This window comes from Microbacterium jepli (genome assembly GCF_047237905.1).
In the GTDB taxonomy this organism is placed as follows: domain Bacteria; phylum Actinomycetota; class Actinomycetes; order Actinomycetales; family Microbacteriaceae; genus Microbacterium.
In genome coordinates this window covers 117,239-142,116 of the sequence record NZ_JBDFLW010000005.1, presented here as the reverse complement: position 1 = coordinate 142,116, position 24,878 = coordinate 117,239, and the positions used below count along the sequence as shown (strand labels likewise).

At 70.9% G+C, this 24,878-nt stretch carries 23 protein-coding genes; 10 read left to right on the top strand and 13 right to left on the bottom strand.

The window, feature by feature from the left end; genetic code table 11:
• Nucleotides 1-13: 13 nt before the first annotated feature.
• The 8 genes from ABC304_RS04970 to ABC304_RS04935 form a co-directional block, all read right to left on the bottom strand.
• Complete coding sequence (locus ABC304_RS04970) at nt 14-952, bottom strand: sugar phosphate isomerase/epimerase family protein (protein WP_412929286.1); 939 nt, start codon at nt 950-952, stop codon at nt 14-16.
• 8 nt (nt 953-960) lie between these two features.
• Nucleotides 961-1,743, bottom strand: a complete 783-nt coding sequence (locus tag ABC304_RS04965; RefSeq protein WP_412929284.1) for an SDR family NAD(P)-dependent oxidoreductase — start codon at nt 1,741-1,743, stop codon at nt 961-963.
• 69 nt (nt 1,744-1,812) lie between these two features.
• Nucleotides 1,813-2,808, bottom strand: a complete 996-nt coding sequence (locus tag ABC304_RS04960) for a sugar ABC transporter substrate-binding protein (RefSeq protein ID WP_412929283.1) — start codon at nt 2,806-2,808, stop codon at nt 1,813-1,815.
• Between the two features lie 98 nt (nt 2,809-2,906).
• Nucleotides 2,907-3,899 carry an ABC transporter permease gene (locus ABC304_RS04955; protein ID WP_315267526.1) on the bottom strand — a complete coding sequence of 331 codons (993 nt, stop codon included), beginning with the start codon at nt 3,897-3,899 and terminating at the stop codon, nt 2,907-2,909.
• Nucleotides 3,883-5,430, bottom strand: a complete 1,548-nt coding sequence (locus tag ABC304_RS04950; protein ID WP_412929281.1) for a sugar ABC transporter ATP-binding protein — start codon at nt 5,428-5,430, stop codon at nt 3,883-3,885. Before ABC304_RS04950 ends, ABC304_RS04955 begins: the two co-directional genes overlap by 17 nt.
• Nucleotides 5,427-6,497 carry a zinc-dependent alcohol dehydrogenase gene (locus tag ABC304_RS04945; protein ID WP_412929280.1) on the bottom strand — a complete coding sequence of 357 codons (1,071 nt, stop codon included), beginning with the start codon at nt 6,495-6,497 and terminating at the stop codon, nt 5,427-5,429. Before ABC304_RS04945 ends, ABC304_RS04950 begins: the two co-directional genes overlap by 4 nt.
• 35 nt (nt 6,498-6,532) lie before the next feature.
• Nucleotides 6,533-7,495 carry a transketolase family protein gene (locus ABC304_RS04940; RefSeq protein WP_412929279.1) on the bottom strand — a complete coding sequence of 321 codons (963 nt, stop codon included), beginning with the start codon at nt 7,493-7,495 and terminating at the stop codon, nt 6,533-6,535.
• Nucleotides 7,495-8,370, bottom strand: coding sequence for a transketolase (locus ABC304_RS04935; protein ID WP_412929278.1), 876 nt, complete (start codon nt 8,368-8,370; stop codon nt 7,495-7,497). The genes ABC304_RS04940 and ABC304_RS04935 overlap by 1 nt, the downstream gene beginning before the upstream one ends.
• 252 nt (nt 8,371-8,622) lie before the next feature.
• On the opposite strand from ABC304_RS04935, the gene ABC304_RS04930 reads away from it, so the two are divergent.
• The 5 genes from ABC304_RS04930 (at nt 8,623) to ABC304_RS04910 (ending at nt 13,183) form a co-directional block, all read left to right on the top strand.
• Nucleotides 8,623-9,159, top strand: coding sequence for a MarR family transcriptional regulator (locus ABC304_RS04930; RefSeq protein ID WP_412929277.1), 537 nt, complete (start codon nt 8,623-8,625; stop codon nt 9,157-9,159).
• 116 nt (nt 9,160-9,275) lie between these two features.
• Nucleotides 9,276-10,151, top strand: a complete 876-nt coding sequence (locus tag ABC304_RS04925; RefSeq protein WP_412929276.1) for a methylenetetrahydrofolate reductase — start codon at nt 9,276-9,278, stop codon at nt 10,149-10,151.
• Between the two features lie 11 nt (nt 10,152-10,162).
• Nucleotides 10,163-11,038: a formyltetrahydrofolate deformylase gene (purU, locus tag ABC304_RS04920; RefSeq protein ID WP_412929275.1), complete on the top strand. Its 876-nt coding sequence runs from the start codon at nt 10,163-10,165 to the stop codon at nt 11,036-11,038.
• A gap of 55 nt (nt 11,039-11,093) precedes the next feature.
• The gene (gene ligM / locus ABC304_RS04915) at nt 11,094-12,506 is read left to right on the top strand and encodes a vanillate/3-O-methylgallate O-demethylase (RefSeq protein ID WP_412929274.1); all 1,413 of its coding nucleotides are present in this window, start codon (nt 11,094-11,096) and stop codon (nt 12,504-12,506) included.
• Between the two features lie 89 nt (nt 12,507-12,595).
• On the top strand, nt 12,596-13,183 hold the full coding sequence (locus ABC304_RS04910; RefSeq protein ID WP_412929273.1) for a PadR family transcriptional regulator: 588 nt from the start codon (nt 12,596-12,598) through the stop codon (nt 13,181-13,183).
• 10 nt (nt 13,184-13,193) lie between these two features.
• Here the strand turns inward: ABC304_RS04910 and ABC304_RS04905 are convergent, their stop codons facing one another.
• The 3 genes from ABC304_RS04905 to ABC304_RS04895 all read right to left on the bottom strand — a co-directional run bounded on the left by ABC304_RS04905 (nt 13,194) and on the right by ABC304_RS04895 (nt 17,264).
• The gene (locus ABC304_RS04905) at nt 13,194-14,222 is read right to left on the bottom strand and encodes an acyl-CoA thioesterase (protein WP_412929272.1); all 1,029 of its coding nucleotides are present in this window, start codon (nt 14,220-14,222) and stop codon (nt 13,194-13,196) included.
• Nucleotides 14,223-14,302: 80 nt separating this feature from the next.
• Complete coding sequence (locus tag ABC304_RS04900) at nt 14,303-15,223, bottom strand: serine hydrolase (protein ID WP_412929270.1); 921 nt, start codon at nt 15,221-15,223, stop codon at nt 14,303-14,305.
• A gap of 76 nt (nt 15,224-15,299) precedes the next feature.
• Nucleotides 15,300-17,264: a M13 family metallopeptidase gene (locus tag ABC304_RS04895; RefSeq protein ID WP_412929269.1), complete on the bottom strand. Its 1,965-nt coding sequence runs from the start codon at nt 17,262-17,264 to the stop codon at nt 15,300-15,302.
• A gap of 120 nt (nt 17,265-17,384) precedes the next feature.
• Here ABC304_RS04895 and ABC304_RS04890 point away from each other — a divergent pair, with 120 nt between their 5' ends.
• The 3 genes from ABC304_RS04890 to ABC304_RS04880 all read left to right on the top strand — a co-directional run bounded on the left by ABC304_RS04890 (nt 17,385) and on the right by ABC304_RS04880 (nt 20,825).
• Nucleotides 17,385-18,707 carry an MATE family efflux transporter gene (locus tag ABC304_RS04890; protein WP_412929268.1) on the top strand — a complete coding sequence of 441 codons (1,323 nt, stop codon included), beginning with the start codon at nt 17,385-17,387 and terminating at the stop codon, nt 18,705-18,707.
• Nucleotides 18,708-18,780: 73 nt separating this feature from the next.
• On the top strand, nt 18,781-19,314 hold the full coding sequence (locus ABC304_RS04885; protein ID WP_412929267.1) for a hypothetical protein: 534 nt from the start codon (nt 18,781-18,783) through the stop codon (nt 19,312-19,314).
• A gap of 26 nt (nt 19,315-19,340) precedes the next feature.
• The gene (locus ABC304_RS04880; RefSeq protein ID WP_412929265.1) at nt 19,341-20,825 is read left to right on the top strand and encodes an AAA family ATPase; all 1,485 of its coding nucleotides are present in this window, start codon (nt 19,341-19,343) and stop codon (nt 20,823-20,825) included.
• A 1-nt stretch (nt 20,826) separates the two neighbouring features.
• Here the strand turns inward: ABC304_RS04880 and ABC304_RS04875 are convergent, their stop codons facing one another.
• Nucleotides 20,827-21,492, bottom strand: a complete 666-nt coding sequence (locus tag ABC304_RS04875) for a TrmH family RNA methyltransferase (protein ID WP_412929263.1) — start codon at nt 21,490-21,492, stop codon at nt 20,827-20,829.
• A gap of 200 nt (nt 21,493-21,692) precedes the next feature.
• Between ABC304_RS04875 and ABC304_RS04870 the strand changes: the two genes are divergently transcribed.
• Both ABC304_RS04870 and ABC304_RS04865 read left to right on the top strand, forming a co-directional pair.
• Nucleotides 21,693-23,003 carry an Nramp family divalent metal transporter gene (locus ABC304_RS04870; protein WP_412929262.1) on the top strand — a complete coding sequence of 437 codons (1,311 nt, stop codon included), beginning with the start codon at nt 21,693-21,695 and terminating at the stop codon, nt 23,001-23,003.
• A 27-nt stretch (nt 23,004-23,030) separates the two neighbouring features.
• Nucleotides 23,031-23,666, top strand: coding sequence for a metal-dependent transcriptional regulator (locus tag ABC304_RS04865; RefSeq protein ID WP_412929260.1), 636 nt, complete (start codon nt 23,031-23,033; stop codon nt 23,664-23,666).
• A gap of 209 nt (nt 23,667-23,875) precedes the next feature.
• On the opposite strand, the gene ABC304_RS04860 is transcribed toward ABC304_RS04865, so the two are convergent.
• The gene (locus tag ABC304_RS04860; protein WP_412929258.1) at nt 23,876-24,838 is read right to left on the bottom strand and encodes an SDR family NAD(P)-dependent oxidoreductase; all 963 of its coding nucleotides are present in this window, start codon (nt 24,836-24,838) and stop codon (nt 23,876-23,878) included.
• Nucleotides 24,839-24,878 lie beyond the last annotated feature (40 nt).

The window sequence follows — 24,878 nt, the reverse complement described above, 5'->3', positions numbered from 1 at the left end:
GAAGGGTGATGCGTCAGGACGTGGCGCTGCGGGCGAGGCGCTGGTTGCGGCGGCCCACGGTGCTCAGGGACCATCCCTGGCGGATGACGCGCATCGCGTCGCGGGCGAGCTCCGATCCATCGTCGTACGGCGAGCGCCAGATGGCCAGCATGTCGGAGACGGGCGGGGCCAGCACGGAGCGCGAGAAGGCCTCGACGCCCCAGCGGCCCTCGTAGCCGTCGTCCAGCGCCTGGCGCACGACGTCGGCGAGCGCGACCGCGCCGGTCGAGAGACGACCGCGGCCGGACTGACCGAGCTCGAGGTAGCCCAGCCGCGGAAGCGCCGTGCGGATCGCGGCGGACATGTCGGCCTCCTCGACCGCCATGTGGAAGGTGTCGAGGTGGATGCGCAGATGCGGGGAGCCGCTCAGCTCGGCGAAGGCCATCGCCTGCTCCGCGGTGTTCACCAGGGAGGTCTCGTAGCGGTTCAGCACCTCGAAGGTCATCGTGACGCCGCGCTCGTGCGCGTAGTCGGCTACCGCCCCGACCTCCGCGGCCGCGCGCTCGACCGCCGCCGGCGACGTCGGGCCCTGCGGCGGCCCGAAGGGACCGTAGGGCACGCCGTTCATCTGATCGCCGCCGAGGGCGACGGTGAGGTCGACGACCTCCCGCAGGAGCGCCGCACCCGCGGCGCGGCGCCCGGCATCCTCCGACGACACGTCGGCCTCGCCGCCCTGCCCGCCGGCGATCGTGAGGCCCGTCATGCCGTGATCCCTCAGCACGGCGGCCAGGGTCGCGGCATCCGTCGTCTTCGGATCCAGCGGCGGCAGCACGATGCGGGAGTAGCCCGCGTCGGCCAGCGCCGAGAGGGCGGCGGGCAGCGCGCCGGGGTCGGCGGTGGGCAGCAGCGCGTTGATGTGGCACGCGACGTCGAGCCCGGTGTCTGTCCGCAGGTCGCGGGTGGTGTCCGTCATCGCCGTGCTCAGAAGGTGGGCAGGGTGAAGCGCTGCTTGTAGGCCGAGTAGCCGTCGTCGACGTGCACGACGGTGCCGTTGATGACGTTGGCCTCGTCGGAGGCGAGGAACGCCACGACGTCGGCGATCTCCTCGGGGGCGGTCATGCGCCCCCGCAGCTGCTCGGAGGCGAACAGCGCCTGGAGCTCGGCGCTGAACTGGCCGATGATCGGCGTGGCGACGCGGCCGGGCGTGATGGCGACGGCCCGTACGCCGTACTCGGCCAGCTCGTATGCGGCGGAGCGCGTGAAGGAGATGACGGCGGCCTTGGCGGCGCTGTAGGTGAACGCCAGCTCCGCGGCCTGCTCGCCGTAGATGGAGGAGGTGCTGATGATCACGCCGCCCGTGCCCTGCTCGCGGAACTGACGACCGGCCGCGAGGATGCCGTAGTAGACGCCGTCCTGGTCGATGCGGATCATGGGCGCGTAGTCGACCGCGGGATCGTGATCGAGGAGCGCCTTGCCGCCGGCGATGCCCGCGTTGTTGAAGATGACGTCCAGGCGGCCGAACACCTCGACCGCGTGGGCGACCGTGGCCTCGACCTGCGCGAACTGCGAGACGTCGACCTTCGAGGCGGATGCCGCACCGGCGAACCCCAGCGCCTCGACCTCCGCCACGACGGCCTCGGCCTGTTCGAGGTTGAGGTCGGCGACGACGACCTTCGCGCCCTCCCGGACGAACTTCAGAACGGTCGCGCGACCGATCCCGCTGGCGCCGCCGGTGATGACGGCGACCTTTCCTTCTAAGCGCATGGCAGACCTTCTGGTGTGAGGGGAGAGGGGACGAGGGGCGGGAGGATGCTGCTCCCGCCCCTCCGCGGATCACTGGAGCTTGTCGGACGGGGTGATCGTCGAGGCGTTGGCCTTGTCGACGAGGGTGGTCGCGACGGCGTCGAAGTTGCTCGAGGGCATCGTGCCGTCCTTCTGGTAGGCCTGGACGGCCTCCATGACGGTGTCGAGGATCGAGGGCCAGGGCTGCTCGACGGTGGCCAGGAACGCCCCGCCGCCCTCGATGCCCGCGATGGCCTCGCTCGTGGCATCCACGCCCGTGACCTTCGCCTTCGATCCGGCCTCGGTGATGGCCTTCGCCGCGCCGAGCGCGGCGTCGTCCCAGCCCACCCACACGGCGTCGAGTCCGTCGGGGTTGGCGGAGAGGTAGTCGGCCGTGAGCGCGAGGGCCTCGGTGCGGCCGGTCGCGGGCGACTTGACCTTCTGGATGGAGCCGCCGGCGATGGTCGCCCCGGCCGCCTTGAAGGCCTCCTCGGCGAGGCCCGCACGCAGGCGGATGCCGGGGTGCGGGTCGTGCCCGATGACCATGACGGTCTTGCCCTCGAGCCCGCCGAGCTGCTCCTCGAGCGCGCCGACGGTCTCATCGACGATGCCCTGCTGGTCGGAGGTGATGTTGAGCGCGAACGCGTCGCTGGCCTCGGTGGCGCTGTCGATCGCGAAGATAGGGATCTCCGCGTCCTTGGCGGCCGTGACGATCGAGCTGATCGAGGCGACGTCGGTGTAGCCGTCGAGGATGACGTCGGCGCCCTGGCCGATGGCGCTCTCGACCTGCGGGTTCATCTTCTGGAAGTCGAAGTCGCCCTGGATCATCGTGAGATCCCAGCCGAGCTCGTCGGCCTTGGCGGTGACCGCCTTGACCCACCAGGCGCCGATGGGCGTCTGGTTGCCGGAGGTGAAGGCGATGACCTTGAACGGTCCGTCGCCGGAGCCGCCGGTGCCGCCGCCGCCGCCCGATCCGGATGAGCATCCGGTGAGGGCGAGCACGGTCACGGCGGCCACGGCCACCAGAGACGAGATTCGCTTGCGCATGTGTAACTCCTTCGTTGAACTGCGGATTGCGGGTGGGACTGCGAGGTGACGAGCCGGCGCGGGGGCGCCGGAGCGTCGAGGGGTCGGACGCGCCGGCGCTAGCGTTCGCGCGTCTTGAGGGACGACAGGGTGACGGCGGCGATGATGATGAGGCCCGTGACGACCTGCTGGACGTACGAGTTCACGCCGAGGATGTTGAGGCCGTTGCTCATGACGCCGATGATCGCGACGCCGACGACGGTGCCGACGATGTTCGCGGCGCCCGAGCGGACCACGGTCATGCCGAGGAAGACGGCGGCGACGGAGAAGAGGAGGTTGTCCGACCCCTGCACCGCGCTCGCGCTGCCGAGGCGGGCCGCCAGCAGGATGCCGCCGAAGGCCGAGACTACGCCCGCCACGGTGAAGGCGAGGAGCCGCGCCCGGCGCACGTTCACGCCCGAGAGCCGCGACACCTCGACGTTGCCGCCGGTGGCGTACCAGCGCCGGCCGAGAGTCGTGTACTTCAGCACGAACCACAGCACGAGCAGCACGCCGATCGCGAAGAACACCGGCAGGGGGATCTGGAGGATGCGCCCCTGGCCGAGGTTGTTGAAGTCGGCCGGCAGGTTGAACAGGGTCGTGCCCTGCGTCACCAGATACGCCAGACCCGTCACCGAGGTGAGGGTCGCGAGCGTGGCGACGAAGGCCGACAGGTTCAGGTAGGCGATCAGCAGCCCGTTGACCAGACCGACGAGGAGTCCGACGGCGAGGCCGGCGAGGATGGCGACGCCCGTGGGCGTGCCGCCCAGCATCAGGGCCGCCGACGTCGCCCCCGCCAGGGCCGACGTGGCCGCCACCGACAGGTCGAAGTCGCCGACCACCATGACCAGCGTCTGCGCGCCGGCGATGATCGCCAGGATCGCCACCTGGTACAGGATGTTGCGCACGTTCGTGAAGCTCAGGAACACGTCGGGTCGCATCGCGAAGAAGAAGATGATCAGCACGACCAGGGCGAGCACGGTGCCCGACGACAGCAGCGACTGCCCGACCGAGCGGCGCGGAACGCGCAAGGTCGAGGTGTCCTCCAGTCCGGGGTTACTGGTGGTGGTCATGTGCTTCCGCCTTTCCGTAGCAGTACGCGAGCAGGACTTCCTCGTCCGCGCCCTCGGCGGGGACCTCTCCCGAGACCCGCCCCTCGTGCATGATGAGGATGCGATCGCTCATCCCGATGAGTTCCGGCAGCTCCGAGCTGACCGCGATGACGGCCGTACCGCCCTCGGCGAGCTGCCGGATGAGGCGGTAGATCTCCGCCTTGGTGCCGACGTCGATGCCGCGGGTCGGCTCGTCCATGAGCAGCACCTTCGGACGACGGGCCAGCATCTTTGCCAGCACCACCTTCTGCTGGTTGCCGCCCGACAGCTCGCTGACGGGCTGCCGGGGGCTGCGCGCCTTGATCTGGAGGTCCTTCATCCCGCGCTGGGTGATGACCGAGATGCGGGAGGCCGAGACGATTCCCATGGTGCTGACCTCGCCGATGTTGGCCACGGCGATGTTGTCCTGGATGGTCGCTCCGAGGATGACGCCCTGGCTGCGGCGCTCCTCCGGGACGAGCGCGATGCCGGCCTCGAGCGCGCGGCCCACGCCGGCCGACTGCTTCAGCGTGGTGCCGCCGACGGTCACGACGCCGCCGCTGTGCTTCTGCGCCCCGGCGAGGATGCGCAGCAGCTCGCTGCGGCCCGAACCCGCCAGCCCGCCGATGCCGAGGACCTCGCCCTCGCGCACTTCGAACGAAACGTCCTTCACGCGCCGGCCGTCGATGTGCGCGGCCGTCAGGGCGACGGCCCCGGCGCCGGAGCCCCGCTCGGGGTAGAGCTCGCCCGCGGAGCGGCCGACCATCGTGGAGATGACCTCGTCGATGTGCGAGTCCGCGACGTCCTTGGTGACGATGGTGCGGCCGTTGCGCATGATGGTCAGCCGGTCGCACAGCTCGAAGACCTCCTCGAGGCGGTGCGACACGTAGACGATGGCCACGCCGCGCTCGCGCAGCGAGCGCAGCACCGCGAACAGGTCGGTGATCTCCGTGTCGGTCAGCGAGGCGGTCGGCTCGTCGAGGATCAGCACGCGCGCGTCGGTCGCGAGGGCCCGCGCGAAGGCGACCATCGTCTGCTGCACGGGAGTGAGGTCGCCGGCGAGCATGTTCAGTGGAATGCGCTGGTTGATGCTGTCGAGCTGCGCACGCGCCTTGCGCTTGAGCGCCCGCCACTGCACGAGACCGCCGCGGCTCGGGGTCTGGTCGCCGAGAAGGATGTTCTCGGCGACGCTGATCGACGGGATGACCGACAGCTCCTGGTAGAGCGCGACGACGCCGGCGTGGTTGGCGGCGCGCACCGTGGCGAACTCGACCTCCTCGCCGTCGCGCAGGAGCACGCCCTCGTCGGGGGCGTAGAGGCCGGTGACCACCTTGATCAGCGTCGACTTGCCGGCGCCGTTCTCGCCCAGCAGCGCGTGGATCTCGCCCGGCAGCACCTCGAAGCGCGCACCGTCGAGCGCGTGCACGCCGTCGAACCGCTTGACGATGTCGCGGGCTTCGAGCGCGGGCGTCCCGGGCGCGACCGCGGGAGCCGCGGCATCCGTCATCGTCATGAGGCGCTCCCGAGGTCGTCGAGGTCGTTGCAGCGGAGCAGCACCTTCGGATGCCGGCCGCTCACGTGGACGGCGAAGGCCTCGGTGGCGTCGTCGAGGTCGAAGACGGCCTCGGTCAGCTCGTCGAGATCGAGCAGGGGCAGCACCTGCAGGGCGCGGGGGAACGCGTACGGCGAGACGAACACGCCCGTGAGCGTGAGCTCCTTGAGGTACAGGTGATCCGAGAGGTTGAGGGGCATCGCGAAGTCGTGCGGGTACATCGCCCCGTAGACGACCGTGGCGCCCTTCGCGGCGATGTCGAGGAGGCCCTGGACGGCGCGGGGCGAGCCGGACGCGTCGACGACGACGTCGTAGCCGCGGCCGTCCGTGATCGCGTCGGCGCGGGCCTGCTGGTCCTCGGCGACGGGATCGATGACGTGCTGGGCTCCGTGGCGCAGGGCCATCTCGCGGCGCTCGGCGATGGGCTCGATCATGGTCAGCGACGTGGCGCCGTACATCCTGAGCACCTGGAGGGTCAGCTGTCCGATCGGGCCGCCGCCGCAGACCGCGACGCGGTCGCCGACGCGGATGCGGGTCTTGTCGGCGATCCGGACGGCCACCGAGGTGGGCTCGAGCAGGCATCCCTGCCGGAGCGTGACCTCGTCGGGCAGTCGGTAGACCTGCGACTCGTGCCAGGTGATCGTCTCGGCCATGCCCGGGCGGTTGTACTCCTGGATGTTCTCGCAGAACTGCTGCTTGCCCTCCTGGCAGGGGCGGCAGGTGCCGCAGAACCGCAGGAAGTTCCCCGAGACCCGGTCGCCGACCTGCAGGCCGTTGCGGTGGGCCCGCTCGCCGAGCGCCTCGATCACGCCCGACAGCTCGTGGCCGAGGCCGATGGGCACGTCCGTGCCGAAGAACCCTTCGGCGAGGTGCGGGTCGGACCCGCAGATCGCGGAGTACGCGACGCGGATGCGCACGTCCTCCGGCCCGAGGTCGGGCTGGGGCATGTCGACGATGCCGATGCGTCCGCGGGCGGACTCGTCCGGGTCGCGCAGGCTGCCGATCCTGGTGACGGCGACTGTTCTCATTCGACTCTCCGTTGAGCGAGGGGCACGAGGGGGGATCAGTCCGCGGCGATGACGCGGCGGAGGGCGGCGACGGTGGCCGACAGCCCGTAGCCGTGCTTGTCGCGCAGCTCCTCGTCGTCGCCGAAGCCGGCGTAGACCTGCGGGATGCCGAGCCGCTCGAAGGCGGCGAGGCGGATCCCGCGATCGGCCACCACGTCGGCGACGCGACTGGCGAGACCGCCGTAGGCGAGGTGGTCCTCGAGGACGACGACCCGGCCGCCGGTCTCCTCCGCGCACTGCACGATGAGATCGGCGTCGATCGGCTTGAGCGTGAACATGTCCACCACCCGCACCGAGCGGCCGTCCTTGGCCAGCTCGTCGGCGGCGTCGAGCGCCTGGGCGACGACCGTGCCGTGGGTGAAGATCGTGGCATCCGTGCCCTGCCGGGCGGTGATGCCCTTGCCGATGCGGATGTCGTGCTCCCCGGGCTCGTAGAGCACCTTGTCCTTCTTGCCCACCGCGAGCCGGACGTACAGCGGTCCTTCCATCGACATCGACTGCCGGATCACCTCGCCCACCATCAGCGGGTCTCCGACGGAGGTCACGGTCATGTTGGTGAGCGCGCACATGAGGGCGAGGTCCTCGACGGCGTAGTGGGTGGATCCGCCGTTGCCGACCAGTCCGCCGTGGGTGCCGATGATCTTCACGGGCAGGTTGGGGTAGCAGACGTCGGTGCGGATCTGCTCGAGCGCGCGCATCGACAGGAAGGGCAGCATGCCCGATACGACGGGGATGTTGCCGTCGTAGGCGAGGCCGGCGGCGATGCCGACGCAGACCTGCTCGGCGAGGCCGACGTCGATGAACCGGTCGGGGAAGGTGTCGCGGAACTCGATCACCGTGGCGCCGATGTCGGGGGTCAGCACCCACAGATTCGGGTGCTCGTGGCCGAGCTCGGCGAGGGTGGTCCCGATGACGGAGCGGGCTCCGAGGAACTCACCGAACGTGAAGGTCTTGGGCATCAGACGGACTCCTTCTGGCGGGATGCGTCGAGCGAGGCCATCGCCCGCTCGAGATCGGCGGCGCCCAGCGACCCGGCGTGCCAGGCGAGGTTGGCCTCCATGAAGTCGACGCCCTTGCCCTTGACGGTCTCGCAGATGACCACCGTGGGCCGGTCGCTGTCGGTGGCCGGCAGCGCGTCGATCGCGGCGACGAGCTGCGACATGTCGTGGCCGTCGACCTGCACCACGTTCCAGCCGAAGGCCGCCCACTTGTCGGGGTACGGCTCGAACACGACCCGCTCCTCGGCGAAGCTCGTCATCAGCTGACGGTTGCGGTCCACGAAGGCGACCAGGTTGCCGAGCTGGTTGCTGCGGGCGGCCATCGCGGCCTCCCAGACCGACCCCTCACCGGTCTCGCCGTCGCCGAGCAGGCAGACGACGCGGTGCGACTCGCCGCGACCACGGGCGCTGAGAGCCATGCCCACGGCGAGCGGGAGGCCGTGACCGAGCGAGCCGGTGGAGCACTCGACGCCGGGCAGCTGCACCTTGCAGGGGTGCATGCCGTACGCGCTGTCGAGCTGACCGTAGGTGTCGACGATGCCGTCGTAGGAGAAGAACCCCCGAATGGCCATCGCGATGTACATGCACACGGCGGCGTGGCCCTTGCTCAGCACGAAGCGGTCGCGGGCGGGGTTGCGGATGTCGGTCGGGTCGACGCTGAGGCCGTACTGGTACAGCGCCGTGAAGATGTCGGCGGCCGACAGGTCTCCGCCGATGTGCACGGCGCCCTCGTAGGTGCCGCAGAGCTGCAGGAGCTTGGCGCGCAGCTCGTAGGCCAGCTCCTCGAGCTCCGCGACGCTGGGTCGCTGGGTGGTCAGGGCAACGGTGTCGCTCATCGCAAGCCTCCTCGTCGTGGGTCGCGTGGACGTCGGGAAGGCGCATGCAGCAGGTCTTCGTCGACGCTCCGTGATGGTCGTCCGCCGCAGGGCGGGTCCGACGAGAAGTGAAGCTAGCACGATCTCATTTACATGTAAACAGGAATGCACGTAAACTACTTTCCGGGGAATCATCCACGCTCCTGGGGGTGTTCCATGGAGTGCACACGGTACGGCGAGGACGCCGTACCGCCCCCGGCGAGAGGATGGGCGATGGCGCACATGACGGTCGGCGGCGACGCCGGCAGAGCGGACGTGGTCACCGAGCCGCTGCCGAACACCATCGACCCCGACCACTTCACCCCGCGGCTGCTGGCGCTCGTCTCCAACGCACTGGTCTGGCGCGAGTCGCACGAGCTGCGGCGGCGATACGGCCTCGGGACGAACGACTGGCGCGTGATCTCCACCCTCGCAGTGAACCCCGGCATGGCCGCGACCGACATCGCGGCGTACGCCGCGATGAACAAGGCGGTCGTGTCCAAGAGCGTCGCCACGCTGCTCGAGCGCCGGCTGATCGTGCTGTCCGACGGCCCCCGGGGATCCCGGCCGATGTACCTGACGACGGCCGGCGCCGAGATGCACGACCTCATGCTCCCGATCTCCCTGCGCGGGCAGGAGATCGTGCTGTCCCACCTCGACAGTGACGAGATCGTCCGCCTGAACGACCTCCTGCAGCGCCTCCTCGACGAGACGCGCGCGCTCATGACGCTGGAGAGCGAGGCCCTGGTCGACGGCGACGCCGACTCCTGAGCGGGCCTGCGGCCGCGGCATCCGAAGTCGCTATGTACATTCCCTATGTGTATAGGTAAAGTGCTCAGCGAGGACGCGAAGAGGCGTCCGGCCGGTCGGAGGAAAGGACCTCGCTCATGGCACACACCACGTCCACGCGGAATGCCGCGGCGGAACGCGAGCTCGTCAGCGACTTCTCGCTCGAGATGACGGGCAAGGACGTCCCCGGCCTCATCGAGGCGAAGGACTCCATCCCCCAGGGGACCAAGATCAACGTGACGTTCCTCGGGAACGAGGACCTCGAGATGCGCGTCGCGGCATCGAAGGCCGTGCGCGACATGGGCTTCATCCCGGTGCCGCACATCTCCGCCCGTCGCCTCTCTTCGCAGGCGCAGCTGGAGGAGTTCCTCTCCCGGCTGCAGGACGTCGACGCCACCGAGAGCGTCTTCGTCGTCGGCGGCGACCCGGCCGTTCCCGAGGGACCGTACGAGGGCGCGTACGACGTGATCCGCACCGGCATCCTCGCCGACTACGGCGTGAAGGAGGTCAGCATCGCGGGCTACCCCGAGGGCCACCCCGACATCTCCGACGAGGTGCTGTGGCGCTCGCTCGACGAGAAGGCCGTCTCCCTCCGCGAGCAGAACCTCGGCACCACCGTGCTGACCCAGTTCTCCTTCGACACCGACCCCGTCATGAGCTGGATCGACCAGGTGCGCTCCCGCGGCATCGACTCCACCATCCGCATCGGCACCCCCGGACCGGCCGGCATCAAGCGCCTGCTCGGCTTCGCCCGCCGCTTCGGCATCGGCGCGAACGCGATGATCGTGAAGAAATACGGCTTCTCCCTCACCAACCTGATGGGCACCGCCGGACCCGACCGCTTCGTCAGTGATCTCGCCACGCTCGTGTCCGCCGACCCCGCCGCCGGCAAGGTCAGCCTGCACTTCTATACGTTCGGCGGACTGCTGGCAACATCGGAGTGGGCGCGGGACTACCTCGGCGCCCAGTCCTGACAGGAGCCCCCATGACCGTGCACACCCCTGCGCTCGCCGATCACGCCTGCCTGATCGTCCACGGCCCCGACCGCCCCGGAATCGTGGCGGCCGTCACGGCCCTGATCGCCCGCAACGGCGGCAACATCACCACCCTCGACCAGTACTCCTCCAACGCCGACGGCGGCGAGTACTTCCAGCGAGTCGTCTTCCACCGCCCCGACCTGGCCGCCGCGATGCCGGTGATCGAGGAGGACCTCACCGCGACGGTCACCCCGCTCGGACTCGAGTGGACGCTGACGGACCAGTCGATCCCGAAACGGATGGCGATCCTCGCCTCCACGTCCGATCACTGCCTGCTCGAGCTGCTGTGGCGCCACCGCCGCGGCGAACTGCCCGTGACCATCCCGATGGTCATCAGCAACCACACCAACACCGCCGAGGACGTCCGCTCGTTCGGCATCCCCTTCTTCCACGTCCCCTCGCAGGGGCCGGACAAGTCGGAGGCCGAGGCGAAGATCCTCGACCTGCTGCGCGGCAACGTCGACTTCGTCGTCCTCGCCCGCTACATGCAGATCATCTCGGAGGACTTCCTCGACGCCGTCGGGGTGCCGGTGATCAACATCCACCACTCCTTCCTCCCCGCTTTCATCGGCGCGGCGCCCTACCGGAAGGCGAAGGAGCGCGGCGTGAAGCTCATCGGCGCGACCTCCCACTACGTCACCAAGGACCTCGACGAAGGCCCCATCATCGAGCAGGACGTCGCCCGCGTCGACCACTCGATGAGCGCGGCCGACCTCCAGGCCCGCGGCGCCTACGTCGAGCGGGCCGTCCTGTCCCGCGCCGTGCAGTGGCACGCCCAGGACCGGGTCATCCGCGACGGCAACCAGACCATCGTCTTCTCCTGAAACCAGGGATGCCTCGCCGCATCCCTCCCCCCTCCCGAACAGAAAGAGGTTCACCGTGGCACCCAAGAATCTGCAGGAAGTCATCGACGCGGCCGGAAGCCCCGTCGAGCTGCTGCGCAACTCCCAGATCGGCTCGTACATCTACCCCGTCGTGCCGGCCGACTTCCAGAACTGGATCAAGGAGCAGAAGGCGTGGCGCGACACCGCCGTGCTCTACGACCAGTCGCACCACATGGACAACGTGTTCCTGAGCGGCTCCGACGCCATCAAGCTCATCTCCGACACGGCCATCAACTCGGTCGCGAACTTCGCCCTGAACAAGGCCAAGCAGTACGTGCCCACCACCGCGTCGGGCCACGTCATCGGAGACGGCATCCTCTTCCGCGAGGGCGAGGACGAGTACACCTACGTCGGCCGTGCGCCCGCGTCGAACTGGCTGATGTTCCACGGCGAGACCGGCGGCTACAGCAACCTCGACATCACCGTCGACCGTCGCTCGCCCTCGCGTCCCTACGGCCACGCCGTCACGCGCCAGTACTACCGCTTCCAGATCCAGGGCCCCAACGCCTGGTCGGTCATCGAGAAGCTCAACGGCGGCTCCCTCGAGCAGCTCAAGTTCTTCAACATGTCGACGATGACGATCGACGGCACCACCGTCAAGACGCTGCGTCACGGCATGGCAGGCGCCCCCGGCCTCGAGATCTGGGGCCCCTACGAGGATCACGACCGCATCTGGACCGCCATCGTCGAGGCCGGCGCCGAGTTCGGCCTGCTTCCCGTCGGCTCCCGCGCGTACCCGTCCAACACCCTCGAGTCGGGCTGGATCCCCTCGCCGCTCCCCGCCATCTACACCGGCGAGGCGGAGCGCGCCTACCGCGAGTGGCTGCCCGCCGACGGCTACGAGGCCACCGGCACGCTCGCCGGCTCGTTCGTCTCGGACGACATCGAGGACTACTACCTGACGCCGTGGGAGCTCGGCTACGGCTCGTTCGTGAAGTTCGACCACGACTTCATCGGCCGTGACGCGCTCGAGAAGATCGACCCCGCCTCGCAGCGCAAGAAGGTCACGCTCGCCTGGGACGCCGAGGACCTCGGCAAGGTCTGGACGTCGCTGTTGAACGTCGACGGCCCCAACTACAAGTTCTTCGACCTGCCGCTGGCGAACTACGGCTCGGCGAACTACGACGCCGTCGTGGATGCGGACGGCACCGTCGTCGGCTACTCGATGTTCACCGGCTACAGCGCCAACGAACGTCGCGGCCTGTCGCTCGCCACCGTCGACCCGAGCGTGCCCGAGGGCACCGAGCTCAAGGTCGTCTGGGGCGAGCCGAACGGCGGCACGAAGAAGGCCAGCGTCGAGCCCCACGAGCAGACCGAGGTGCGCGCCGTGGTCAGCCCGGTGCCGTACTCCACCGTCGCCCGCGCCACCTACCAGGGCGGCTGGCGCACCGGCTACGAGTCGGCCTGAGGCCGGGCAATAGTCTCGAGGGGGTTCGGTCGCGCGGTTCGTCGCCGGCCGGGCCCCCTCACTCCGTTTCGACACCTCCGGGAGGCGCCATGAGCCTGCGCTACGCGCTGCTGGCGATCCTGCGCGTCGGGGCGCTGTCGGGGTACGACCTGCAGAAGCAGTTCTCCCTGTCGGTGGGCCACGTGTGGCATGCGCCCGACTCCCAGATCTACCCCGAGCTGCGCAAGATGGAGTCCGAGGGGCTCATCGAGGGCGAGGAGCAGGCGCGCGGCGAACGCGGCACCCGCCGGGTCTACCACGTGACCCCCGCGGGAGACGCGGCCTTCCTGGCGTGGATGTCGTCACCGCTCGAATATGCGCGGGTCCGCGACCCCGCGCATCTGCGCGCCGCGTACCTCGAGACGACGACGCCGGAGGCGGCCCGGGCGTTCCTCGTCGGGCACATCGAGCACCACGAGGAGCTGCGCGAGCAGTGGGAGATCGAGCTACGCCGCATCGACGCGCGGGAGAACCCGATGCTCATGCGCCGCCTCGCGCAGACCCCCGCCGAGGAGCAGGACCGCACGGTCGCCTTCAAGCGCTTCGCCTACGAGGGTCTCGTCGAGCGCGCGCGCGGCGAAATCGAGTGGGCGCGCCGCGGCCTCGCCCTCGTCGACAGCCTCGACGGACCCGCGTAGACCGCGCCCCTCAGGGCTCGAGCGACAGCGACGCCGCGATCGGCACGATGTCCTCGCGCAGCCGGATGATCTCGCGGGCGTGCGCGTTCAGCCGCCGGTCCTCGGCCTCGACCGGCTCCCAGTAGGGCACGGGAAGTGCGACGCCACCCTCCCCCGGCACGGCGAAGACGCTCAGGCACAGGGTGGTGAGCGTGCGCTCGTGCGGTGCACGGGGGTCGGCCGTCAGCACGCGCGTGCTCACGTGCATGCTGCGGTCGCTCGTGTGGATGAGCCGGCTGTCGACCTCGACGATGTCGCCGATGCGCACGGGCGCGAAGAAGTGGATGCCGCCGGAGTACACCGCGACGGCGTGATCCGCGAGCGGGTCCTTCCCCATCCAGCCGACGGCGCACGCGTAGGCGCTCTCGTCGATCCAGCGCATCACCGTGCCGCCGTGGGCCTTGCCGCCCCAGTTCACGACCCCGGGCGGGACGAGGAAGCGCAGGATGCTGCGGGGCGCGGCCGTGGCATCCGTGTACTCCTCCTCCAGCATCAGCCTCTTGATCTCGGTGCGGGCGGGGATGCGCAGCAGCGCCCCCTCGGCCAGCACCCGGTCGGAGCGCGTGCGCGGCTCCCACGAGGGCACCTGCTGCGGCCGGCCGTCGGCGTCCTTCGCGACGAAGATGAGGATGCAGGTCGTGGCCGGCGTGTACAGGCGGGTGTCGACGTCGGCGGACGAGACCGTCACCACCACGTGCATGCTCGAGCGCCCGGTGTGCACGAGACGCGCCTGCACCTCGATCAGGCTGCCCGGCGCGATCGGGCGGCGGTGGCGCACGTTGCCGACGTAAGCGGTGACGCAGTAGGCCGCCGACCAGCCCACGGCGCAGGCGTAGCCCGCCTTGTCGATCCACTCCATGACGCTGCCTGCCGCGACCGAGCGGCCTCCCGCCGCGGTGTCGGCCGGTGTCGTCAGGAAGCGCAGGGTGATGCGGTCGTCGCGCGCTCGCGCGGGGCCGGCTGCGGCGACGTCGGGCGCGGTGGAAGCGGCGGTGCTCACGGCGCCAGCATAGAGGAGCGGATGCCGCGGCATCCGCTGTCCGTCTGGGCGGCGATCCGCGCCGACGGGCGGCGGTGCGCCTAGATGACGTACTCCATGAGGTCGGTCCCGAGCACGCGGAACGCGTCGTGCGCGCGGAGCCGGTGCGCGATCGAGAGGTCGTCGAAGCAGACGATGAGCGCGTACGCGACCCCGGCCCGGGGCCCGGCCAGCACGCCCGCCTCGACGCGCACCCCGGCGTCCCGGCCCGTCTTGTTCACGAGCAGGAGCCCGTGCTGATCGCTCTCGTGGGCGAACGGGTCGAGACCCGTGGCGGAGGCGACGAGCGAGAGGTCGTGTCCGCGGCTCAGCCACTCCGAGACCTGGGCGCTCACGCCGGTCGAGACGGCGGAGGTGTCGACGAGGGCGGCGAACATCGCCGCCAGCTCGCGCGCGGACCCGAGCGCGACGTGCGGCGCATCGTCGAGGCCGCGCGCGTCACGGAAGCGGTCGAGCAGGGCGAGCCGCGTCAGGCCGAGGGCCTCGATGCGCGCTCGCACGGCAGGCAGGCCCAGGCGCTCCAGCAGGGCGTTCGCCGCGAGCGCGTCGCCGGTCGACGCGGCCAGCACCGCGAGATCGACGAGCGGAAGCGCAGGCGCGGCGAGGTGCTGCCACACGCCGGCGACCACCACCGGATCGACCGACGAGCGCTCGACGATCTCGAACGGCTCGAGCGTGCCGGCCTCGAAGGCCGCCGCGACCTCTATGAGCAGCGGCACCACGCCCATGCCCGCGATCGGCAGCGTCTCGAAGTCGTCGCCGGCCAGCAGCTCCGTGCCCCGGTCGAGGTCGTCGACGCGCACCGAGATGCGGGCACCCGAGGCGGCGAGCGCGTCGAGGGTCTTCAGCGTCGACGCGAAGGAGCGCCGGCCCGCGGCCGCACGGCGGGGCGAACGGCGTCCGGCTCCGCGGGTGCCGCGCAGCGGCTCGGTGTCCCGAGCGGGCTCCGGCGGCGTGCCCACGGGCGGGTCCTTCCTTCGTCGATGTGCGGGGAGCGGGAGTCGCGACCCGGCCGGTGCCCCGCCCGGGTCGCGGAGCTCACCAGATCGTGACGCGCTTGTCCTCGTCGAGCCACAGCTCGTCGGCGGGCGTCACCTCGAAGGCGTCGTAGAACGCGTCGACGTTGCGCACGATCTGGTTGCAGCGGAACTCGTTGGGCGAGTGCGGGTCGATCGTCAGCAGACGGATCGTCTCTGCATCCCGGCCCTTCTGCTGCCAGACCTGCGCCCAGCTGAGCAGCAGGCGCTGCACGCCGGTGTAGCCGTCGATGACCGGGGCCTCCTGGCCGTCGAGCGACAGCTCGTAGGCCTTCAGCGCGATGCCGAGTCCGCCCAGGTCGCCGATGTTCTCGCCGATTGTCAGGGCGCCGTTCACGTGGTTCTCCGGAGCGAGCCCGCGCGGCACGAGCTCGTCGTACTGCGCGATGAGCACCGACGTGCGCTCTTCGAAGGCGGAGCGGTCCTCATCGGTCCACCAGTCCCGCAGCGATCCGTCGCCGTCGAAGCGGCTGCCCTGGTCGTCGAAGCCGTGGCCGATCTCGTGGCCGATGACCGCTCCGATGCCGCCGTAGTTGGCTGCGGCATCCCGATCGGCGTCGAAGAACGGGTACTGCAGGATCGCCGCCGGGAACACGATCTCGTTCATCAGCGGGTTGTAGTACGCGTTGACCGTCTGCGGCGTCATGAACCACTCGTCGCGGTCGATCGGCCGGCCGACCTTGCCGAGCTGACGGTCGTGCTCCCACACATGCGAACGGCGGACGTTGCCCACGACGTCGGACGCGTCGATCTCGAGCGTCGAGTAGTCCTTCCACTTCGCCGGGTAGCCGATCTTCGGCGTGAACGCGTCGAGCTTGGCGAGCGCGCGCTCGCGCGTCTCGGGGGTCATCCACTCGAGCGAGCGGATGCTGCGGCGATACGCCTCGATGAGGTTGGCGACCAGCTCGTCCATCGCCTCCTTGGCGGCGGGCGGGAAGTGGCGCTCGACGTAGACGCGGCCGACGGCCTCGCCCAGCGCCGCCTCGACGAGCCCGACACCGCGCTTCCAGCGCTCGCGGTTCACGGGCACGCCGGTGAGCTGCGTGCCGTAGAACGAGAAGTTCTCGTCGACGAACACCTCGGAGAGGAACGGCGCGGCGGAGTGCACGATCTTGAAGCGCAGCCACGCCTTCCAGTCCTCGATGCGCTCGTCGGTGAGCAGTCCGCCGAGGGCCTCGAAGAAGCTGGGCTGATAGACCACGACCTCCTCGAACGCGTCGGCGTGCGACGCGCCGACGGCGTCACGCCACGGCTGCAGGTCGACGCCGACGAGCTCCTGCACCTCGGCCCACGTCTTGAGGTTGTAGGTCGCGACGGCGTCGCGGCTGCGGACGTTGTCCCAGTGGTGCGAGGCGATCTCGGTCTCCAGCGCGAAGATGCGCTGCGCCTGGCCCTCGGGGTCGTCGACGCCGGCGAGGCCGAGGATGCGGCCGATGTGCGCCGTGTACGCCTCACGGGTCTCGGCGAAGTTGTCGAGGCGGTAGTAGCTCTCGTCGGGCAGCGAGAGGCCGCCCTGGATGAGGAACGGGACGTAGCGCGTCGGATCGCCCGGGTCGGGCTCGACGTAGAGGTCGATGAGCCCGCTCACGCCGTCGCGCTCGAGCGAGCCGACCGTGCGGAGGAAGGAGGGGATGTCGGTGACCGCGTCGGCGGCGGCCAGGCTCGGCTCGAGCGGCGTCGCCCCGCGCTCCTCGATCGCCGCGGTGTCGGCGAAGCTCGTGTAGAGGTCGCCGATCTTGCGCGTCTCCGTGCCGGGCTCGGCGTCCTGCGGCTCCTCGATGATCGCGCGGACGTCCTTCTCGGCCTGCTCGGCGATCAGGTGGAACGAGCCCCAGCGGGCCTTGTCCTCGGGGATCGCGGTGCGCTCGAGCCACTGCCCGTTGACGTGGCGGAAGAGGTCGTCTTGCGGTCGGATCTCGGCACTGAGGTCGTCCAGGGCCAGCCCGGGGGGAAGGGTGTCGGTCATGCGATCCAGGATATGCGCCGTGTCTATGGCCGGGTCGTGAGGGGTCGTCCCGAGGGGTGGTCGAGGCCGTGCCGACGTGTTCGGCCGAGCGCGGCATCCGGTCGCTCCTAGGCTGACGACATGACCGGGTCCGCGACGCTGAACCGCGACATCCTGCGGCTCGCCGTGCCCGCGCTGGGCGCCCTGGTCGCCGAGCCGCTGTTCCTCATCGTCGACTCGGCGATGATCGGGCACCTGGGCGCCGCGCCGCTGGCGGGCCTCGCCATCGCCGGCGCGGTGCTGCAGACGATCGTCGGGCTGATGGTGTTCCTGGCGTACTCGACCACCCCCGCCGTCGCCCGGCGCTTCGGCGGCGGCGAGCCGGGCCGTGCGGTCTCGGCGGGCATCGACGGCATGTGGCTCGCGGTCGGCATCGGCGCGATCCTCGCCCTCGCCGGCTCCTTCGCCACGCCCGGGCTCGTGGCGCTCTTCGGCGCCGCCCCCGAGGTCGCCGAGCAGGCGGAGATCTACCTGGGCATCTCGGTGTGGGGGCTGCCGGCCATGCTCGTCGTCTTCGCCGCGACCGGACTGCTGCGCGGCATGCAGGACACCGTCACGCCGCTGTGGATCGCGGGCATCGGCTTCGCCGCGAACGCCCTGCTCAACTGGCTGCTCATCTACGGCCTCGGGTGGGGCATCGCCGGGTCGGCGTTCGGCACCGTGCTCGCGCAGTGGGGCATGGTCGCCGCGTACGTCGTCGTCATCGGACGGCTGGCGCGCACCCACTCCGCATCGGTGCGTCCGCAGGGCGCGGGCGTGCGCTCGTCGGCACTGTCGGGGGGATGGATGCTGCTGCGCACCCTGTCGCTCCGTGCCGCCCTGCTCGGCACCGTGGGCGTCGCGAGCCTGCTCGGCACCGAGGAGCTCGCCGGCTGGCAGGTCGCGTTCACGATGTTCTCCACCGCCGCGTTCGCGCTGGACGCCCTGGCGATCGCCGCCCAGGCCCTCGTCGGCAAGGGGCTCGGCGCGGGTGACACCGGCGAGGTGCAGCGCGTCCTGACCCGCACCGTCGCGTGGGGAGCGTGGTTCGGGGTCATCGTCGGCGGGCTGATCGCGGCGCTCTCCGGCGTGATCGGGCTCGTCTTCACCGGCGACCCGGCGCTCGCCGCGCTGATCCAGCCGGCGCTCCTCGTACTGGCGGTCGCGCAGCCGATCGCGGGGGTCGTCTTCGTGCTCGACGGCGTGCTCATCGGCGCGGGCGACGCGAAGTACCTGGCGCTGGCGGGAGCCCTCAACCTCGTGCCGTACGTCCCCGCGCTCGTCCTCGTCGGGGTGCTGCACCCGATGGACGCGCCGGGGCTGGCCTGGCTGGCCGCCGCGTTCTTCGGCGTCTACATGGTCGCGCGGCTGCTCACGCTCGGCAGGCGTGTGCGCGGGCAGGCGTGGATGACGGCGGGCGTCTGAGCCGCAGCATCCGCTCTCCCGGCTCGCGCCCGATGTGGTGCCGGTTTCCAGGATGCCTGCCTATCGTGGGGTCATGTCACCGCTTTCGCGCAGGGCCGGCGCCGCGGCATCCGTCGCCATTGCCGTCGGTGTGCTCGCGGGATGCTCCGCCTCGGAGCCGCAATCGAACGGTGGCGACGGCGGATTCACCCCCCTGCCGACGAAGAGCGTGGACGCGAGCCTGCTGCCCACCGGTGCGGCCGTGGAGGCCTGGGCGCTCGTGGCACTCCCCGACGACAAGGTCGGCGGATCGACCGAGGTCGCCCGCGGCGCCGGCGAGGTCGAGCCCGGCAAGGACGCCGTCATCGACCTGACCCAGGACGAGGGCCAGTGGCAGCTGACGCTGGTGTGCCAGTCCGCCGACGGCTCCGCCATGACGATGACCCCCGCGCCCGTGGAGACGAACGAGCTGCAGCCGCTGCGCTGCTCGACGGCCGGCGACGCGGCTCGCGGAGACCTCGGCAGCATCGCGTTCTCGGGCGGCAGCGGTCACTCGCTGACCCTGTCGACGACGGTCCCGGCGGTCTACACCTACGTGATCACGCCGCAGACCGCCAACCAGGACTGACTCAGCCCCTCGTTAGGGTGAGGGCCATGGATCAGTCCTCCGACGAGCGGAATCTCCTGCGCGACCTGCGGTCCCTCGTGGCCCGTCTGAACGAGATGCCCGACGAGCGTGCGGCGCGGGTCACGCCGCTCGGCGAGCGCATCAATGCGCACCTGGGTGTGAACGCGGCATCTCTCCCCCTCGTCCGCGAGAGCATCCCGTCGCATCGTCTGGTCGACGTCGATCTCGCTCTCGAAGAGCTGGCTGCTGCCGACCCGCGCGCCGAGCTCCTCGGCATCGAGGGCGGTCAGGAACGTCAGCACGAGGACTTCGCCGGGCTGCTGCGCCACCGTTTCAGCACCTTCTCCCCCGACGGCCCCGTGGAGTATCAGACGTCGGCCACCGGGTTCGGCACGTCGCGGCAGACCGTGACCGCCGGCATCCGACTGCTGCACTTCCACGACAAGCCCGTCGCCGTGCTCCAGCGCGGCGCGGCGCGGATGTTCGGCCGGGAGAACGCCGAGCTCGACATCCTGACCGACGACCCGGCGACGACCGCCGCCGTCGTCGAGCACCTCCGCCGACGCATGAACGAGCTGAGCGTCGTGCGCGGGAACATCGTGACCTTCGCCAAGTCGGACGATCATGATCGCGTCGGACGGATGGTGTTCCTCGAGCGCCCGGGCGTCGCGGCTGCCGATGTGGTGCTCCCGGCCGGCCTCCTCACGCGCGTCCGCGATCACGTCGTGGGCATCGGCGAGAACGCCGATGCCCTGCGCGGCCTCGGCCAGCACCTCAAGCGCGGCCTCCTGCTGTACGGCCCGCCGGGAACCGGCAAGACCCTCACCGTCCGTCACCTGCTGCGCGAGACGCCCGGCACAACCGCGGTGCTGCTGCAGGGCATGACGCTCGGTGCGGTGGGCGAGGCGGTGCGTCTGGCGCGGGCGATGACGCCGTCAATCGTCGTGCTGGAAGACGTCGATCTCGTCGCCTCCGATCGGATGATGTTCGGCGGGCCGCAGCCGCTGCTCTTCGAGATCCTCGACGCGCTCGACGGGCTCGACGGCGATGCCGACGTCGCCTTCGTGCTGACGACCAATCGCGCCGAGATCCTCGAGCCGGCACTCGCCGCTCGTCCAGGACGCATCGACCTCGCGGTCGAGGTGCCGCTCCCCGATGCGACGGCCCGCCGCGAGCTGTTCCGCATCTACGGTTCCGGGGTCGATCTGTCCGCCGACGCGCTCGACGCCGCGGCCGACCGCGCGGATGGCGTCACCGCGTCATTCGCGAAGGAGCTCATCCGCCGGGTGGTGCTGCGTGCCGCGGTGGCCGACCGCACCCCGACGGACGCCGATCTGGATGCTGCGCTCACCGAGATGATGGAAGCGGCGGAGGGGATCGCGCACGTGCTGTTCGGCGGGCGCGCGGCGGCCGGTGTCGCTCCTGCCGAGCCCGCGGGCGAGTCTTCGATGGTCGCCTGGTCTCCGGGGGGCGCGGCGGCCTTCACCGCCGGCGAATCCAACCAGGACTGACTCAGCCCCTCGCCCACCGCCGGCACCACTCGTACATGACGACGGCCGCGGCGGCGCCGGCGTTCAGCGAGCGCGTCGAGCCGTACTGCGTGATCTCCACGGCGCCGGATGCCGCGGCCTGCGCCTCTGCGGACAGCCCCGGGCCCTCCTGCCCGAACAGCAGGACGCACCGCTCCGGCAGGTCGGCGCGGTCGAGGGGAAGCGACCCCTCGACGTTGTCCACTGCGATGATCGGCAGGCCCTCCCCCGCAGCCCATGCCTGGAAGGCCGTGACGTCCTCGTGGTGCACGACGTGCTGGTACCGGTCGGTGACCATGGCCCCGCGACGGTTCCAGCGGCGGCGGCCGATGATGTGCACGCTGTCGGCGAGGAAGGCGTTGGCGCTGCGCACGATCGAGCCGATGTTCATGTCGTGTTGCCAGTTCTCGATGGCGACATGGAACGGATGCCGCCGCTCATCGAGATCGGCGACGATCGCGTCCATCCGCCAGTACCGGTAGCGGTCGACGACGTTGCGCCTGTCGCCCTGCGCGAGCAGCTCGGGGTCGTAGCGCGGGTCGGTGGGCGGCGCCGACCCAGCACCGGCGGGAGCGCCGTCCGGCCAGGGCCCGACGCCGTGCGGCAGCCGCGCCTCCTCCGGCTCGTCCTGCTTCCCCTCCGCGCTCACCGGCCCACAGTATCCGGCCCTCCTCGTGCACAACGCAGGCAGATCCGACGTCACCTCGGCCGACAACCGCGGGATTCCGCGGGGCCGCTGTCCACACGGCAGCAGATTGCCTGAGCTGTGCACGCGGGCAGGGCGAGCGGCAACGCGAGTGTGTGTCGTCCGGACTACCCGCCGGCGGACCGAGTTGATAGGTTTTCGGCATGCCGAAAGATTCCGCGACGCTGCGGGCCGCTCCGCGACGCGCGACCCGGCCGCCGACGCCGCAGCGGCTGGCCTGGCTGCTGGGTCCGGCGCTCGTGGCCGGCGTCGCCTACCTCGACCCCGGCAACGTCGCCAGCAACATGACCGCCGGCGCCCGCTTCGGCTACCTGCTGGTGTGGGTCGTCGTGCTGGGCAACGTCATGGCCTGGCTGATCCAGTACCTCTCCGCGAAGCTCGGCATCGTCACGGGGCGCAGCCTCCCCGAGAACCTCGGCACGCGCATCCGCCGCCCGTGGGCGCGCCGCGCCTACTGGCTGCAGGCCGAGCTCGTCGCGATGGCCACCGACATCGCCGAGGTCATCGGCGGCGCCGTGGCGCTCAACCTGCTCTTCGGTCTCCCGCTGATCTGGGGCGGACTCGTCACCGGCCTCGTCTCGATGGCGCTGCTCGTCCTGCAGACCCGGCGCGGCGCCCGCACCTTCGAGTTCGTCATCGTCGGACTCATCGTCATCATCGCAGTCGGCTTCACCGTCGGAGTCTTCGTCGGCCCGCCCGACCCGGCCGGCGTCGTCGCGGGACTCGTCCCCCGCTTCGACGGCGCCGAATCGGTGCTGCTGGCGGCCTCCATCCTCGGCGCGACGATCATGCCGCACGCGATCTACGCGCACTCCGCCCTCGCACGCGACCGCTTCGCCGGTCATCGGATGGCGGACACCGAGCCCCAGGACGGGACGGATGCTTCGGCCACCGGCATCCCGATCCCCCGGCTGCTGCGCGCCACCCGCTGGGACGTGAGCATCGCGATGCTCATCGCGGGCACGGTCAACCTGTGCATCCTGCTGCTCGCCGCCGCGAACCTCGCGGGCGTGCCGGGCACCGACTCCCTCGAGGGCGCCTACTCGGCGCTGGAGGCGGGCATCGGACCGGTCGTCGCGACCCTGTTCGCCGTCGGTCTGCTCGCCAGCGGCCTGGCCAGCACGTCCGTCGGCGCGTACGCCGGTGCTGAGATCATGCACGGACTGCTCCGGGTGCGCATCCCGCTCCTCGCCCGCCGTCTGGTCACGCTCATCCCGGCGCTCATCATCCTGGGCGCCGGCGTCGACCCGACCCTCGCGCTGGTGCTGAGCCAGGTCGTGCTGTCGTTCGGCATCCCGTTCGCGCTCATTCCGCTCATCGTCCTGACGGCCGACCGCGCACTGCTGGGCGAGCACCGCAACCGGCGCATCACGACGGCGGCCGGGATCGCGGCATCCGTGTTCCTCATCGCCCTCAACGGCGTGCTGCTCTGGCTCGTGCTCGGCGGCGGCTGACAGGCGGCCGCCGGTAGCCTGAGGTCCGTGGCCTCCCCCGCGATCGACGACTACCTGAAGGCGATCTACCACCACACCGAGTGGCAGAGCGAGAAGATCACCCCGTCGCAGCTGGCGCTCGTGCTGGGCCTCTCCCCGTCCAGCGTCACCGAGATGGTGCAGAAGCTCGCCGCGCAGGGCCTCGTCACGCACCGCCCGTACGGGCCGATCTCGCTCACCGCCGACGGGGAGCAGCGCGCGGCCGGGGTGATCCGCCGGCACCGGCTCATCGAGGCATGGCTCGTGCAGGAGTTCGGCTACGGCTGGGACGAGGTGCACGACGAGGCCGAGGTGCTGGAGCACTCGATCAGCGATCGCCTGCTCGACGGCATCGACGAGCGCCTCGGACGCCCGCGCTTCGATCCGCACGGCGATGCGATCCCGGATGCCGCGGGCCGGGTGCACCGCGACGAGTTCGTCATCCTCGGCTCGGCGCCGGCAGGGCACCGCGGTCGCGTGCTGCGCGTGAGCGACCGCGACGCCGGTCTGCTGCGTGCGCTGGAGGAGGCGGGCGTCCGCCCCGGCACGGAGATGGTGGTGACGGATGCCGCGACCTGCGAGCTCGACGGCACGCCCCTGTCGCTGCCGCCCGGCGCGGCGGAGGCGGTCTGGCTCACCGCCTGAGCCCGCTCACCCGGCGGCGGGCGCTTCGATGCGCCGCGCTCGCTCGACGAGCGGGGGGTGCGGCGTTTCGACTCGCTGCGCTCGCTCAACGCGCGGCTCGGGCGTCATTCGCGCAGCCGGTCGGGTGTTCATCTGACGCAAGATGTCGGAACGGCGGCGAGACGGCGACAACACGCGTCAGGTGAAACGCGGAGCGAGCGGTGCGAGCCTCAGCGGCGGGTCTTGGTGGCCTTGAGGAACGGCCAGCGCACGCCCGCGGCGTCCTCGCAGACCCCCCAGAGCCGCTCGGCGATCTCCGGATCGCGGGTGATCTTCGACGCCCTGCCCTTCCGCGGCTCGCCGCGGGTCACGAAGCGCGGTCCGAGGAAGTCGCCCCCCTCGACCTCGGGATCGGCGAGCGCGCGCACCAGCGGCCAGGCGCCGCGCTCCTTCGACTGCGTGAGCGCAGCCTGGAGGTTGTCGGTGAAGCGCGCCAGCCGGCTCGGCTCGTTGACGCCGACGACGCCGCGGGTGCGTCCGCTGACGGAGTATCCGGGGTGGGCGATGATGCTCCGCACGGGCACGCCTGCGTCGCGCAGCCTTCGATCGGCCTCGAAGCCGAGGGCGGTGGTGGCGACCTTCGACTGCACGTACGCGCGCCAGCCGGTGTAGTTCTCGCGCAGCTGCGGATCGACGGGGTCCTGCGCCCCCAGCGACGTCGACATGCTGCCGAGCCACACCATGCGGCCGCGTCCTGCCGCGAGCGTCAGCAGCAGGGCGCCCGCGAGCGCGAAGTGCCCGAGCACGTTGGTGGCGAAGACGAGCTCGTTGCCGTCGAGCGAGGTCTCGCGCTCCCTCGGCGGGTGCACGATGCCGGCGTTCAGCAGCAGGCCGTCGAGCTTGCCGCGGCCCTTGACGGTCGCGGCGGCCGCGCGGACCGATCCGAGGTTGCTCGTGTCCAGCAGCAGGGTCTCGACGCTGCCGGGGGCTCCGGCATCCACCACCCGGCGCGTCACCGCGGCGCGCGCCGCCGCCAGCCGGTTCGGGCTGCGGCCCGTCATGATGACGTGGGCGCCCGCACCGACGAGCTGCTCGGCGGAGAAGTAGCCGAGGCCGGCGTTGGAGCCGGTGATGAGGTAGGTGCGACCGGACAGGTCGGGGAGGTTCTCGGGGTCCCAGTCGCCGCGTGCCATTTCTCGACACTAGCCCCGCCGTCGGCCGGGGAGCGGGCTC